Origin of the sequence: Treponema bryantii, from assembly GCF_900111035.1 — a bacterium.
GTDB classification, from domain to species: Bacteria; Spirochaetota; Spirochaetia; order Treponematales; family Treponemataceae; genus Treponema_D; species Treponema_D bryantii_C.
Map to the genome: position 1 here is coordinate 118,703 of NZ_FOFU01000005.1, position 14,482 is coordinate 133,184.

Here is a 14,482-nt window from a genome sequence, read left to right on the forward strand (position 1 = left end):
TCTATTTAATACACTTAGTAGTCTTAATGCACACTGCTTTTTCCAGAAGAGAGATTTCAGGAAGTTCTGGTAATTCAGCATAGTAATTGTACAGCCAGTCGCCGTCCTTTACTTCATACGGGTCGCCTGCAGGTTTGCAGCCTTTTTGAGGACAGTTCATTCCGTCTGCAGGAGGCAGGAAATAGTGCAGTTTGAAAGTGCCCGGCTTTTTAACTGCATTCTTGCTTTCAAAGAAGTAAGGCATTAAATCAACATATTTTGTACCTGGAGCTTTGTAGAACCACCAGCCGTTAAATTCAATCATCATGTTGAGAGGAATCAGCTTGTCATTAAAATGAAGTTCAAACTGAACAGGAGTTTTTGAAAGTTTAACAGGAACTTCAATTCCTTCTGCATCTTCTGCGCCACCCCAGCGGAGCTTTACAGGGAATTCGCCGGCATCTTCGCCTTTTTTAATCTTCTGACTAAAGAAAGGTCTGTGCAGCTGTTCTCGATACATTGCCATAATAGGCTGTTCAATTCCAATTTCGCTGTTATTCGGATCGGTAATTTCAAGACCAAGTCGGCCGTCATCACGGAACTGATAGAAAGTAAAGGCACTCAGCCATTTTTCTTTATCTGCCTGTAGCAGTTCCATAAATTCTTTCATCATATTTGACTGAGCAAATGGACCTGCAACATCGCCATCAGCATTAAGCTCAGAAAGAACCATAGGCTTATCCTGTCCTGTGATTTTTTTGAGACGCTTGTAAGTGAGCTTACACTTTTCATATACTTCTTTTACGCTGTAGCGGGCATAATTTATTGTATCTTTACTTACAATATCATTTGGCCAGCCCCAGTGAAGAGAAAGGTAATTGTCGCCAGACCAGATATCTGCAGCCTTATGAGCTTCAAGGAAAATGTCTTCCATTTCAAGTTTTCCGTCAGACATATACATTCCGGCACACAAAATCATCTTTACGTTTGGAGCATATTTATGCATTACCTTGCAGGTCATTACAAAAAAGTCTGCAATTTCCTGGTAAGTTGCCCGTTTTGTATAGCAGAACCAGTCACCAGTACATTCATGATTAATGCGTAAGAGCACACGGCCATAAGGGCGGAGATCCTTAGCAATTGGAATGATATCTTCTTCTTTTAAGTGGGGATCAATAGTAAGTGTTAAAACAACATCCATTCCATGACGGCGGATTTCTTTCATAAAATTAAAAGGCTCGTTATCTCTTAAGCCTTCGCGTCCACCTCGATACGGGAAATAGTTTTCATATGGAGAATCCCATGCACCGGTAGATTCACGACCAGTATCAATTTCACAGGCACGTGTAGGCCATTCCTTATCATTTGGATAATAGCTATACATCAAACTGATCCCACGATGAACCTTTTTGAGCTTCTGAAGAATATAATCCTGATTTACATAAAGACCGCGTTCGCTGCCGTCTCCCATGTCGAGGGCACAGGTTGCCGGAGTTAATATAACCTTGTTCATGTTTTCTATTATACACGTAATGCAAGTGAAAAACATAGGGAAATATTTTGAGAATTCAAAAAAACTGTTATATAATCAAAATTTAGGGACCGTGAATGAAAAAGTATAGAAATTCTCAGATAATCATACTAACAATCTTTTGCATACTGTTAAATTTTATCGGAAAGGTGATTGCTGAAAAATTTCAGCTCCCGTTATGGCTCGATGCCTTTGGTACCTTTCTTATGGCTTATGTACTCGGTCCGTTCTGTGGAGCAATTGTAGGAGCCGCAGGAAATATTCTTTATGGTTTTATAAATCCTGTTTCCTATGCTTATTCTATTACCAGTATTTGTATCGCTCTTGTTGTAGGTTATTTTGCTAAGTATGGCTGGATGAAAAATCTTTTTAGAACAATGTCACTCAGCGTAATGGTAACCGGAGTCTGCGTTGTTATTTCCTGTATTTTGAATGTAATTTTTTATGATGGAATGACAGGTAATTACTGGGGCGATGGAATAATTGCCATGCTTCAGCATTGGGGCGTTGCACGGCCAATTCAGATTGTACTGGGTGAATTTTATGTTGATTTTGTTGATAAGGTTATCACTCTTGGCGCGCTTTATTTTGGAATAAAAATCTACAGATATTTAAAAGTAAAACTGGATAAACCTGCAAAGCCTATGGTCGCTCTGTTATTTGTGTTTTTATTGGGAGTGTTTGTACCGTCCCGTTCTTATGCTTCTTCGAAAAAGTTTGATTCATATATTCGGACGGTTTACAACAATACAAACGGACTTCCTGGTGGAGAAGCAAATGATATTGCCAGTACTTCAGATGGAATTTTGTGGATAGGAACTTATGCCGGACTTTACCGTCATAACGGAAAAGAGTTCCGTCTTATGAATGAGTATGATTCAATAAAAACAGTCCGCTGTCTTTTTGTTGATGATGAGGGAAGAATGTTTGTCGGTACAAATGATAACGGACTTTCAATTATCATCAATGAAGAAATTACAAACGTGCTTACTGAAAAAAATGGGCTTCCTGCAGATTCTGTTCGCTGCATTACATCAGCTGCGGATGGAATGTATTATGTCGGAACTTCGGCAGAGCTTGCGGTTGTAGAGATAAATGACGGTATTCGTATTAAGTCAATTGTACCTGAGGTCCACTCGGCTCTTCGTGTTACTGCGGACGGGCGCGGGCATGTAGCGGCAGTCACTGCTGGCGGTAAGCTTTTCGTACTTCAGGATATGAAGGTGATGACGACCGCTGCGGTTAATGAGAAATTTATTTCGGCGGCTTTTGCGGAGGACGGCAGACTTTATACAGCCACAGAAGGAAATCAGCTTTTTGTGTTTGAGCTTGAAGAGTCTATAACCGGTGCTGTTCATAAGGACAGTCTAAAACTGCTTGAACGCATTAACTGTGGTTCAATGAATCATATCAATTCTCTGGTCTTTAAAGAGAATGTTCTGTTCCTGTGTTCAGATGCTGGTGTAGGTTATATTGATTACAAAAAAGATAACAGTTTTCATATGGTAGAAACCGGAATCTTCAATAATTCAATTGATAATATGATTGAAGATTATCAAGGCAACCTGTGGTTTTCTTCTTCGCGTCTTGGACTTCTTAAAATGTGTGAAACAGCCTTTGCAGAAATCTATCTTTCAGCAGGTTTTGATGAGGCAGTAGTCAATTCAGTTACAAAGTTTAATGGTAAGATTTATTTTGGAACAGATGATGGGCTTTCTATGATTGATGCAGAAGAAGGAAAGCCGTGTGAAAATCAGCTTACAAAAATGATGGAAGGACTGCGCATACGTTGTCTTATGCAGGACAGTAAGGAACGCATGTGGGTTTGTACTTACACTAAAGGACTTTACTGTTTAGATAAGAACGGCAGAATCGAAGCTTATGAAACCTATACAGCGCAGCAGTTCCGAGTTCTCCTGGAACTCTCCGACGGTACAATAGCCGCCGCCGGTAAAAAAGGAATTACTTTCTTAAAAGACGGCACAGTAACAAAACGTCTCACAAAAGCAGACGGCTTTGAAAACCAGGTAGTCCTCTCACTCTCAGAGCTCCCAGACGGAACTCTCATAGCCGGCACCGATGGCGGCGGAATTGCAATTATTAAAAATCAGAAAATTGAAAAACTGCTGCGCCGTCAGGACGGCCTTAGTTCTAATGTAATACTGCGAACCGTAAATGATCATGAAGGTACAGTGCAGACCGGTGCCTTTTATGCAATCACAAGTAATGGACTTTGTTATATTGATAAGGATTTTAATATCAGAGTTCTTTCAAATTTCCCATATTCAAATAACTACGACATGATAGTCCGCGACGACGGAAATATTTTTGTGCTCGGAAGTGCAGGAATCTTTGTTGTAACAAGAGAGGCTCTGCTTTCTGGAAACAAGGTTGATTATATCCTTCTGGATTTAAAGCGTGGACTTATAGGCTCACTTACTGCAAACTCATGGAATTATATAGATGACGAAGGAAATCTTTATCTTTCGTGTGATACAGGTGCTAGCTGTCTGAATCTGGATGCCTACGACAAAAATGATCGCTCTTACAGAATGCAGCTCAAATCAGTTCTCGTAAATGGAAAACGCTATATGGTGCAGAAGGATATTCCGTTTGTAATTCCTGGTGACAGTGACAGCATAGAAGTAATTCCAGAAATCCTGAATTATTCTATAAATAATCCGTACATCAGCCTCTACATGGAAGGAATAGATGAGCTGCCAAATGTGATGACGCAGAATGAACTTGCAAGTGTGATTTATTCAAACATTTCGGCAGGTAAATATAACTTCCATATTTCTCTTCTCGACAGTAAGGGCCTTAATGTTGTAGAGGAGATTGTTTATGAAATTGAAAAACCTTTCCATATTTATGATAACTGGTGGTTTAAGTTTTATGCATTCTTTGTTCTGATAATGGCAATTGCCTGGTTAACCTGGTACGTAACGGCAACTATTCAGAATCTTCGTTATGAAAAGCAGGAAAAAGAACTTGCTCATGTACGTGAACAGATCCGCATGAGTAATGAAACAATTCTTTCTATTGCGAATGCTGTAGAAGCCCGCGATAAGAGAACTGGCCGACATTCTCTTAGAGTTGCAGTTTATTCAATGCTTATTGCAGCTGAACTTGGTTTTGATGGAGAGGAACTTGAAAATATCCGTCAGATAGGTTTGCTTCATGATATCGGAAAAATTGGTGTACCGGATTCTATTCTGAATAAGCCTGCAAAACTAACGGCAGATGAGTACGACACAATGAAAACTCATGTTGATATTGGCGGTGAAATTCTTAAGGATTTTACTCATATCAAAAATGTGGCCGACGGAGCTAAATATCATCATGAACGATATGATGGAACCGGTTATAACAGTGGCCTGAAGGGAGAAGAGATTCCTCTTACTGCCCGTATTATTGGACTTGCAGATGCTTTTGATGCAATGACTTCGCATCGTGTTTACAGAAATGCAATGCCAATGGACCTTGTTATTGAAGAATTAAAAAATGGAAAAGGAACACAGTTTGATCCTCATCTTGTAGATATTCTTCTTGAACTGATTGCTGCAGGTCGTATAGATGTTTCTGGAATCAATCAGTTGAGTGTCGAGGCGGAGGATTAGTATGAAAAAGAAATATCTGATTACTGCAATTACTGCTGTTATTACTGTATGCATTCTTAGAATGGGAATGCGTTTTCTGTACACAGATTACACACAGAAAAATATAAAGGTCGGTTTTGTTTATATTGGAGACAGTAGTACTCCTTACACAAATAATTTTGTGCGTTCTCAGCTTGAGCTCGAAGAAACGTTCCCGCAAAACATTACAACAATTTCAAAATATAATATTCCAGAAGAAAATTGTGAGCCGGCTATCCGCGATCTTATTTCAAATGGTTGTGATTTAATTTTTGGAACAAGTTATGGTTATGGCGATGTAATGAAAAAACTTGCCGGAGAATTCCCAAAGGTACAGTTTTGCCAGGCAACCTGCTCAAATGCAAATGAAGAACCTGTGCTTCAGAATTATCATAACTTTATGGGAACAATTTATCAGGGGCGATATATCTCTGGAATTGTGACAGGAATGAAATTAAAGAACTTGATTGAGCAGGGAAGAATCACTCCTGATCAGGCGAAAATCGGTTATGTTGCAGCCTTTCCTTTTGCCGAAGTAATTTCTGGTTATACGGCATTTTTCCTTGGTGTTCGCAGCGTTGTGAAGGAAGCTGTAATGTCTGTGAGTTATACAAATACCTGGGGAAATACAACTACCGAACGGAAGTTAGCTGAAAGACTGATAAATGAAGGCTGTGTAATTATTGCTCAGCATTCTGATACTACAGGATCGGCTATAGCTTGTGAGACGGCAAGTACCCGTGATGGAAAACTTGTTTATCATGTAGGATATAATCAGACAATGACAGATGTTGCCCCAACTACTTCTCTTATTTCTACAAGAATTAACTGGACTCCTTATTTTATTTCTGCAACAGAAGCTGTAATTAAAGGAAAGAAAATTGAATCGATGGTAAAGGCTGATGTCTTTGGAAATGATGCTGCAGCAGGATTTGAAAACGGCTGGTGCGAAATGATTGGCTTGAACAAGCTGATTGCAGCAGACGGAACTAAAGAAGAAATCGATGCAAAAATCAAACAATTTAAGACAAAAGGAATTTTAGTTTTCCAGGGAGATTATGTCGGAGTAAATCCTTTTGATGAATCAGATACTTATAATCTTAATAATCCTTACATAGAAAATGCATGTCAGTCTGCTCCAGCATTCAACTATATTTTGAAAGATGTTATTACGGTGGTTGAGTGATTCGATGCATCGTATTGAAACCATTGTCATACTGAACTCGGTTCGGATTTTTTTTGTTAAACCTCTTGACATAGTAGTCTACATCATTGACTGTAATCATTTTTATCTATAAAATGTTTACATTAACATTGAAAATCTTTTTATTGATATGGAGTAAAATCAATGGCAACAAAGTATGTTTACTTTTTTGGTAACGGCGACGCTGACGGCGATGAGTCAATGCGCGCTGAACTCGGTGGTAAAGGTGCAAACCTTGCTCAGATGGCAAAGAAACCTTTAAGTCTTCCAGTTCCACCTGGATTCACAATCACAACAGATGTTTGTCAGGAATTCTACAAGCTCGGTCGCAAGTACCCAGCTGGATTGGCAAAAGAAGTTGATGTTTATCTTGCAAAGCTTGAAGCTGCTATGGGCAAAAAGCTTGGTGATGAGAAGGATCCTCTTCTCGTATCAGTACGTTCAGGTGCTGCTATTTCTATGCCAGGTATGATGGATACAATCCTTAACCTCGGTCTTAACGACAAGGCTGTTCTTGGTCTTGCTGCAAAAACAGGAAACGAAAGATTCGCTTGGGACGCTTACCGCCGCTTTATTCAGATGTACGGTGACGTTGCTATGGGCGTAGATCATGATAAATTCGAAGCTATCATTGACGAAGTAAAAGCTATCCGTGGTATTAAAGATGACCCAGAGTTGAACGTTGATGAACTCAAATTGATCGTTGAAAAGTACAAGAAAATGTACAAAAAGGAAAAGGGAGAAGACTTCCCTCAGGATGCTAAAGTACAGATGTGGGGAGCTATCGGAGCTGTATTCGGTTCTTGGATGAACCCACGTGCTATTAAGTACCGCAAGCTCAACAACATTAAGGAAGGTGCTCTTAAGGGTACAGCCGTTTCTGTAATGGCAATGGTATTCGGTAACAAGGGTAACACTTCTGGAACTGGTGTATGTTTCTCTCGCGACCCTTCAACTGGTGAGAACGTATTCATGGGTGAATACCTTATGAACGCTCAGGGTGAAGACGTTGTTGCAGGTATCCGTACTCCACAGAAGCTTTCACAGCTCGAAAAAGAAAATCCAAAAGTTTATGACCAGCTCTGCAAGATCCGTGCTCGTCTCGAAAAGCACTATCACGATATGCAGGATATGGAGTTCACAGTTGAAGAAGGTAAACTCTATATGCTCCAGTGCCGCAATGGTAAGAGAACTGGTGCAGCTGCTGTAAAGATGGCTGTAGACATGGTAGCTGAAAAGCTCATCACAAAAGAGCAGGCTCTTCTCCGCGTAGAACCAGAACAGCTCAACCAGCTCCTCCTCCCACAGTTGGACAAGGAAGCTGTAAAGAAGGCTACAGAAATCGCTGCTGGTCTTAACGCATCACCTGGAGCTGGATGTGGTCAGATTGTATTCACAGCTGACGAAGCAGAAGCTTGGGCAAAAGAAGGAAAGAAAGTACTTCTCGTACGTAAAGAAACATCTCCTGATGATATCGCCGGTATGGCTGTTGCACAGGGTATCCTTACATCAACTGGTGGACGTACATCACACGCTGCCGTAGTTGCTCGTGGTATGGGAACTCCTTGTGTTTGTGGTTGTGCAGACGTTACATTCAAAGATGCAAATACAATCGTTGTAAAGGGCAAGTCATACAAGAAGGGTGACTTCCTCACAATCGACGGTGCTACAGGTAAAGTATATGAAGGACAGGTTGCTGTAAAACCTGCTACTATCTCTGGCGACCTCGAAACATTCCTTGGTTGGGCAGACGAAGTTCGCGCTAAGTCTTCACGCACAACTGCTTCTGGACAGAAGGTTAAGGGATTCGATGTATTCGCTAACGGTGATACACCAAAGAATGCTGAAGATGCATTCCGCTTCGGTGCAAAGGGTATTGGTCTCTGCCGTACAGAACACATGTTCTTTGACGAACCAAAACTTACTGCATTCCAGAAGATGATCGTTTCTGAAGATACAGAAGCTCGCAAGGCTAACCTTGCTAAGATCCTTCCATATCAGCAGAAAGACTTCTACGAAATCATCAAGGCTATGAAGGGTTACCCAGTAACTATTCGTCTCCTTGACCCACCTCTCAACGAGTTCATCCAGGCTGAATCTAAGGATCAGCTCAAGGCTCTCGCTGAAAAACTCGACATTAAGCCAGCTGTTCTTGCTGCAAAAGTTGCTGCTCTCGACGAACACAACCCAATGCTCGGACACCGCGGATGTCGTCTTGCTATTACATATCCAGAAATCTATGAAATGCAGGTTGAAGCAATCGCTCGCGCTACAGCTAAGCTCGACAAAGAAGGCGTTGCTCACGAAGTACAGATCATGATTCCTAACGTTGTTTCTTACCGTGAAGTTGAACAGATCCGCGGTCAGGCAGAAGCTGTAATTGCTAACGTAAACAAAGAATGTGGTACAAACCTCAAGTTTGCTATCGGTTCTATGGTTGAGTTCCCAAGAACTGCTCTTATCGCTGACAAGGTTGCTCAGTTCGCTGACTTCTTCTCATTCGGTACAAACGACCTTTCTCAGACAACATTCGGTTTCAGCCGTGATGACTATGGTAAGTTCATCGAATCTTACCTCGATCAGAGAATCCTCGAAGACGATCCATTTGCTACACTTGATCCAGATGGTCCAGGTGCTCTTATGGAAATCGCAGAAGCTAAGGGACGTTCAGTTAAGAAGAACCTCCACCTTGGTATCTGTGGTGAGCATGGTGGAGACCCAGCTTCTATCGCACTCTGCTACAAGCTTGGTTTGAACTATGTATCTTGTTCACCATTCCGCGTACCACTCGCTCGTCTTGCTGGTGCACAGGCTGTTATCAAGGCTAAGAAATAAGTTTTGATACAAAACTAAAAAAGGCTGCTCGTAAGAGCAGCCTTTTTTTATTGTAATTGCCACTTTTCCAGACCCTGGAGTGCGGTTTCAAGTTCCGGGTCATCAATCAGATTACAAAGTGTATTCAGCAGATTGTAATGAGTTACCCAGTATTCCGGGAACCAGCCGTAGCCCTCGCCGTGGAAGGTTGGATGGTCAAAGGCATCGGAATAAACGCGGCCTGTTGGAAGAGATATCCATGCGCCTGAATTTGGCATAATAAAAGAGTTTACATCAATAAAAAATACTGCACCTCTCGTATTTTCTCCAATATGATGAATTGTAACTTTTGAATTTGCTGCAAGATTGCGTAATGTAGCAATTGAATATTCAGAGCATGATGCTGAATATTTATCAGTCAGAACATAAATATCACCAGAGAAATCTGGAGCAGGTAATTCTGAAAGTTTTGGATCAGGCATATAAAGTTTTATTGGTTTGCTGTATGGAATAAATAATTCTTTAATAGAAGCTTTGAAAAACTGCCGGTTGAATCTTTTTTCAGTTTTTTCATTATAACGTTCGAAATAAGTTTTAGCTTGCTTTGCTTTTTTATGAAATTTAAGAGCCTTTATTTTGTTTGGAAAATCCTTTATTTTCCAATAAAGAAATTTTTTTCCATAAGTTGGACACATTGAGATATATTCACCATCATCTGTAATCTGGCAAATGTATTCAATCAAATTATGAGGAATCTCGTCCTGCTGATTATAAAACAGATATGAATAAAGCATAGCTGCTCTGTAACTGTATCCACCAGGATTACTTCGCAGGTCAATTATAATCTGCTTTTTACCACGACTTTTTATGCGTGCATTTTTACAGAGAATATCAAATTCTTCTTCATTTATTACTTTTGAACTTTGCCCGAACATAAAGTCTACAAGAGAAATATACAGAGTATCTTTTGTTTCTCTCATACCCTGCATTTTACCTGCTCGCTCCAGGCTGTTATTTGAAACTACAGGAGCAGTGACACGTTTTCCGTCTATCATAATTTGAATGTTTTTTACATTCTGACGAGAGAGAGTACCAACTCTATAAATCTTTTCTTTTCCATCAAACCATTCATAGAGCATAGATTCAGGTCCTGTGTAGAACTGCCCGGGTTGAATATCAGCTGGAACATATTTATTCATTCTTTTCAGAACCTTTTCCGGGAACGGGTCACGCTCATTTTTGACAACAATATATTTTTTCTCATCTCCGGTCTCAAGCGGCTTAACGTAAATATCTGTAAAATACAGCGAGTTTGGAAGCTTTGATTCGCCGCATACAGCAAAATGATTATCATCAATACAGTGATGCTGCAGAACGCGTTTTGCAATATTTGCGCGGACATCACTTGCATCATAGGTAGAACCGTGCTTATTTTTATCGCAGTCTTTTTTAATATCAGCAATTAAAGCATCAATATCAAAACCTGCTTCTACTAGTTCTGCATAACCGCAGTAAGAGTAGGTGAAATAATACTTTAGATATTCAAGGTCTTCTTCAAACTCTTTTTCTGTTATAGTTTTTCGTTCTTTATATTTTGCTACATACTTTTTTGATGGTACTGGGCTTGCAATATGTCCAATTAAAGCTACCAGAAAAGCGAGTAGAATAATTCCGCAGGGAATAATCCAGAATAAGTGTCGTTTTTTCATGTTGCTATTTCCTTTTATTACAGTTCTTTGAGTGCTCCTGGAAGATATTCGACAACAAAAGTTTCGAAATCAGGATAAACTTCTCGGTTTGATTTGTAAGCTTCTGAAATTGAAAGAAGTTTATCAACATCTGTAAAAAAGAAATTTGTAGTTATACCATTTCTAAATGCGGTACTTATTTCTTCGTTATTTTTTGCTATATCATAATCTAAAGAAAATACTATTGATAAAAGATTTACGGCAGTACTTAAAGAAATATAGTCTGTTACTTTTTCTGTAATCTGATTGTCTTCATAAATCCTTTTGGTGATTCTGATAATATCTTCTGAAAGAATATCCCAGTGTTTTTCGAGTAAGGAATAAATATAACCTCCACTAATATGCAAAACAATCTGGAAATTATTCCATTCTAATTCTTTTGTCCAATATGCGCCGCGGATTTCTTTAATTTTTGTTTTACCATCTTTACTTGCTGGGGCTAAAGAAAAATTATACGAAGCAGTTAGAGTTGTACTGAATATTTCGTATTCAGGTTTAGAATCTGGAGCAAAGAAGTATTCAGAAATCCAGTCTGTAATTGATTTGTTATAAGTCATAAATTCCTGTTCGGCAATGGCCTGTCGTTTAATGTGTGGCTCATATAAAATCCAGATTCTGGCAAAGTTTGAAACATTAGCAAAATCATTGAACTGGGCTATAAAAGTTTTAAGATTAACGCCTTTCCAAAATGTTTTTAGTTCTTTTGGCATTTCTTTCTGCTTGATTGTCATTTGCGTCATGTTATCAGATATATACTGCGAAATTGCTAAAATATCACGAATGCTGTTTTTATAATTCTTGTTTCTGTTTTTTATGTCTTTTACTAAAGGATGATCTTTTTGTTTTGCAAATAATTTATCTACACCATCTACAAATTGAGAATAGTCCTGACCGTAATAGTTGAATGAAAAAGGTTCAATTTCTGCAAGTCGAAGGGCTATCATAAGCAGTTCCAGTTTGGGATCTACTTTGATTGTAACGTTATCATTTTGATATACGACAGGATTAATGTTTACAGGAGATAGTTCAGTTTTTTTCGAACAGGATGTAAACAAGGTAAGTGCAGTAACTACAGCAAGTACAGCAAGGCTGGTAAAGGCTGCATGTAATAAATTTTTCATAATTTATTCTCCTATTTTTTTCTTTAATTCTACTATAGTAGTCGCAAAATTACCAAATTTATTGGTCGTCAGAAACAAAAAATTATGATATATTTTTCTCATGAGTAACAAACATAACATGCAGCTCCTTCAGGAGCTTTCTTTGAAAAATGGACCGCTTTGTGTTGGTCTGGATACAGATCCTTCTTATATTCCAGAAAATATTCGTGCTCAGTATGAGAGTGCCCCTGCAGCAGTTCTTGCCTACAACAAGGCTATTATTGACCGCATAGTTGCTGATAAATCTGCCTGCTGTTTTAAGGTTCAGATTGCTTATTATGAGGCAATGGGACTTGAGGGTATGAAGGTTTATTCAGAAACCTTGAAATATGTTCGTAAAAGCGGACTTATCGCAATCTCTGACATTAAGCGCGGCGATATAGGAGCAACTTCAGATGCTTATGCTCGTGCTCATTTTACCGGTGATTTTGAAACAGATATCATTACAATAAATCCTTATATGGGATTTGATACTCTTCAGCCATTTACAAAATATAGTCTGCCAGAACAGGGGGGTAAGGGAGCTTTTGTCCTGCTTTGTACAAGTAACCCTGGAATGACAGATATTGAACATCAGAAACTTGAAGAGGGTGGACTTTTACTTGAGCGTGTAGGTGATGAAATTGCACGTATCGGCGAAGAATGGCGTTATTCATGTGCAGATTATAATAATCAGACCTGTGGAATTTTTGGAGCTGTTGTAGGTGCTACTCAGGAAGCAGATGCCCGCTGGCTTCGCGATAAATATAAAGAAACTTTCTTTTTAATTCCTGGTTACGGTGCACAGGGCGGTGCTGCAAGAATCGCAGCTACACTTCTGGACAATGCCGGCGGTGCTGTTAATTCAAGCCGCGGAATCCTCTGTGCCTGGAAAAAAGACTCCGAGCTTGCTGGCGCACGCGACAGCGGAACTCTAAAACTGGAAGACATCGCCGCGGCTGCCGCACGTGCAAGTCTTTTCAGCAAGAATGATTTGCTTGGGGCTAAGGCTAGTTTGTAGGGGTGTCTATCAATTCCGGCTCATAAATTAATTCGTAGCCGGAATAAATAGACAGAAATCCAGTGCGATCGCCGACTTCAAGAATCTTGTAGATTTTACTAAGCTTATTGCGGAGGGCGCCCTCACTGCCATGAAGTTTCTGAGCAATTTCCTTATATTTTTTGTTGTCTAAAATTTGTTGTAAAAGATACATATCGCTACGATCAAGTCCTTTATATTTTGCCAAGTTTAATACTTTATCTTTTACACCTTCCTTAACTCCTTGTTGTTTTGCAAATTCAAAGAAAAAGAAAATTATAATAAAAAGAAGAAGTGTAATAGCAATTTTAACCAGAGCATATTCACGGAAACAATCAAATCCTTGGGTTAGAGGAAAGAAGAACTCAAAAATATATATTAATATAAATAAAACAACATACTGCAATTTTTGTTTATTTGTATTAAGACGTAAAAAGCCTGTAGAAAAAGCTACAAAAAGCATTAATAAACTCATATATGGTTCTGAATTTATTATAGATAAAGGAATTGAATATGATAAACTTCCAATGCCTATTAAGAAAAATCGCTGAGGATGTTTTATTAAAATACCTGCAAAAATTATTACAATAATATTATTAATAAATCCAAAAATTTCAGTGATTTTTTCTTGAAAATCAAATGAGGCATAAAAATTACTATTTATACAAATATAAAGCTTCTTTATTGTTGTATACGACAAAAGAATTAATGTAGCTAATGAAATATACCGTACAACTAAAAGAACTTCTTTTGAATAAACGGATCTTTGTTTCATTAACCCCAACCGTAATTGGCAATAAGACCACCATCAGTAAAGGGAATGAAAGGATTGAAGTCTACAAATACTTTTTGTGTAAGCATTTTTTTTAGGCTTTTATAGTTCCAATTTCCAGTGTTGAAAGGATTATAAATTCCTTCTTCCAAATCTGTTTTTGCAGATAGATGGTAACCTTCGACCATAATGTATGCAAGTGTATTCATACCACATTGAATAATTTTTTGATCACCACCCCTAAAGTGAGAAATTGGTTCCAGTCGTTCAAATAAATCATTGTCGTCAAGCATTGTACAAGCACAATATTTTTGGAACCCTTTTAATTCATTCATGTACAAAGAAAGGTGGGCAATAGCTGTAACCTCAGGACGATAACAGCCAGCTACAAATGGAATTGCAGCAATAATTTTTGCTGTAGTGTTATTAGAAAACTTAACTGTTTCTTCATCAGAAAGACGATAAATTTTCTGAATCTCAGATACAAAATAATCCCATTCTGGAACTTCAAGTTCCTCACATTTGATTGCCAAGTTTGTCATTTTTCTGCTCCTAACTTTTTTAGTTTTCATTAATTATACTATGACATTTGTCATTTTTAAAGAGAAATTTTAAATA

Annotated in this window: 9 protein-coding genes; 4 read left to right on the top strand and 5 right to left on the bottom strand. The window is 38.7% G+C overall.

From position 1 onward, the window contains the following. Nucleotide 1 precedes the first annotated feature (1 nt). Complete coding sequence (locus tag BMY21_RS10430) at nt 2-1,492, bottom strand: hypothetical protein (RefSeq protein ID WP_074643856.1); 1,491 nt, start codon at nt 1,490-1,492, stop codon at nt 2-4. A 95-nt stretch (nt 1,493-1,587) separates the two neighbouring features. Between BMY21_RS10430 and BMY21_RS10435 the strand changes: the two genes are divergently transcribed. From BMY21_RS10435 to ppdK, 3 genes are all read left to right on the top strand, one after another. Beyond that, entirely contained in the window at nt 1,588-5,130 is a 3,543-nt protein-coding gene (locus BMY21_RS10435) for an HD domain-containing phosphohydrolase (protein WP_074643858.1), read from the top strand. Between the two features lies 1 nt (nt 5,131). Continuing rightward, on the top strand, nt 5,132-6,334 hold the full coding sequence (locus BMY21_RS10440; RefSeq protein ID WP_074643860.1) for a BMP family ABC transporter substrate-binding protein: 1,203 nt from the start codon (nt 5,132-5,134) through the stop codon (nt 6,332-6,334). A gap of 162 nt (nt 6,335-6,496) precedes the next feature. Next, a complete protein-coding gene (gene ppdK, locus BMY21_RS10445) occupies nt 6,497-9,187 on the top strand; it encodes a pyruvate, phosphate dikinase (protein ID WP_074643863.1) in 2,691 nt (896 codons plus the stop codon). Nucleotides 9,188-9,234: 47 nt separating this feature from the next. Here ppdK and BMY21_RS10450 read toward each other — a convergent pair whose 3' ends face one another. Both BMY21_RS10450 and BMY21_RS10455 read right to left on the bottom strand, forming a co-directional pair. Then, nucleotides 9,235-10,875 (bottom strand): S41 family peptidase, encoded by a 1,641-nt coding sequence (locus tag BMY21_RS10450; protein WP_074643865.1) that lies wholly within the window; start codon nt 10,873-10,875, stop codon nt 9,235-9,237. A 17-nt stretch (nt 10,876-10,892) separates the two neighbouring features. Continuing rightward, the gene (locus BMY21_RS10455; RefSeq protein ID WP_074643868.1) at nt 10,893-12,035 is read right to left on the bottom strand and encodes a DUF4932 domain-containing protein; all 1,143 of its coding nucleotides are present in this window, start codon (nt 12,033-12,035) and stop codon (nt 10,893-10,895) included. A gap of 100 nt (nt 12,036-12,135) precedes the next feature. Here BMY21_RS10455 and pyrF point away from each other — a divergent pair, with 100 nt between their 5' ends. After that, a complete protein-coding gene (pyrF, locus tag BMY21_RS10460; RefSeq protein WP_074643871.1) occupies nt 12,136-13,074 on the top strand; it encodes an orotidine-5'-phosphate decarboxylase in 939 nt (312 codons plus the stop codon). Here pyrF and BMY21_RS10465 read toward each other — a convergent pair. Beyond that, nucleotides 13,064-13,867 carry a helix-turn-helix transcriptional regulator gene (locus BMY21_RS10465; protein WP_074643873.1) on the bottom strand — a complete coding sequence of 268 codons (804 nt, stop codon included), beginning with the start codon at nt 13,865-13,867 and terminating at the stop codon, nt 13,064-13,066. The two genes, pyrF and BMY21_RS10465, sit on opposite strands and share 11 nt — an antisense overlap. Beyond that, entirely contained in the window at nt 13,867-14,406 is a 540-nt protein-coding gene (locus BMY21_RS10470; protein WP_074643875.1) for a hypothetical protein, read from the bottom strand. Before BMY21_RS10470 ends, BMY21_RS10465 begins: the two co-directional genes overlap by 1 nt. Between the last annotated feature and the right edge of the window lie 76 nt (nt 14,407-14,482).

Coding starts and splice junctions, on each gene's coding strand:
- BMY21_RS10440 (WP_074643860.1), top strand. CDS start 5,132: ATGAAAAAGAAATATCTGATTACTGCAATTACTGCTGTTATTACTGTA.
- BMY21_RS10430 (WP_074643856.1), bottom strand. CDS start 1,492: ATGAACAAGGTTATATTAACTCCGGCAACCTGTGCCCTCGACATGGGA.
- BMY21_RS10465 (WP_074643873.1), bottom strand. CDS start 13,867: ATGAAACAAAGATCCGTTTATTCAAAAGAAGTTCTTTTAGTTGTACGG.
- BMY21_RS10470 (WP_074643875.1), bottom strand. CDS start 14,406: ATGACAAACTTGGCAATCAAATGTGAGGAACTTGAAGTTCCAGAATGG.
- BMY21_RS10435 (WP_074643858.1), top strand. CDS start 1,588: ATGAAAAAGTATAGAAATTCTCAGATAATCATACTAACAATCTTTTGC.
- BMY21_RS10450 (WP_074643865.1), bottom strand. CDS start 10,875: ATGAAAAAACGACACTTATTCTGGATTATTCCCTGCGGAATTATTCTA.
- pyrF (WP_074643871.1), top strand. CDS start 12,136: ATGAGTAACAAACATAACATGCAGCTCCTTCAGGAGCTTTCTTTGAAA.
- BMY21_RS10455 (WP_074643868.1), bottom strand. CDS start 12,035: ATGAAAAATTTATTACATGCAGCCTTTACCAGCCTTGCTGTACTTGCT.
- ppdK (WP_074643863.1), top strand. CDS start 6,497: ATGGCAACAAAGTATGTTTACTTTTTTGGTAACGGCGACGCTGACGGC.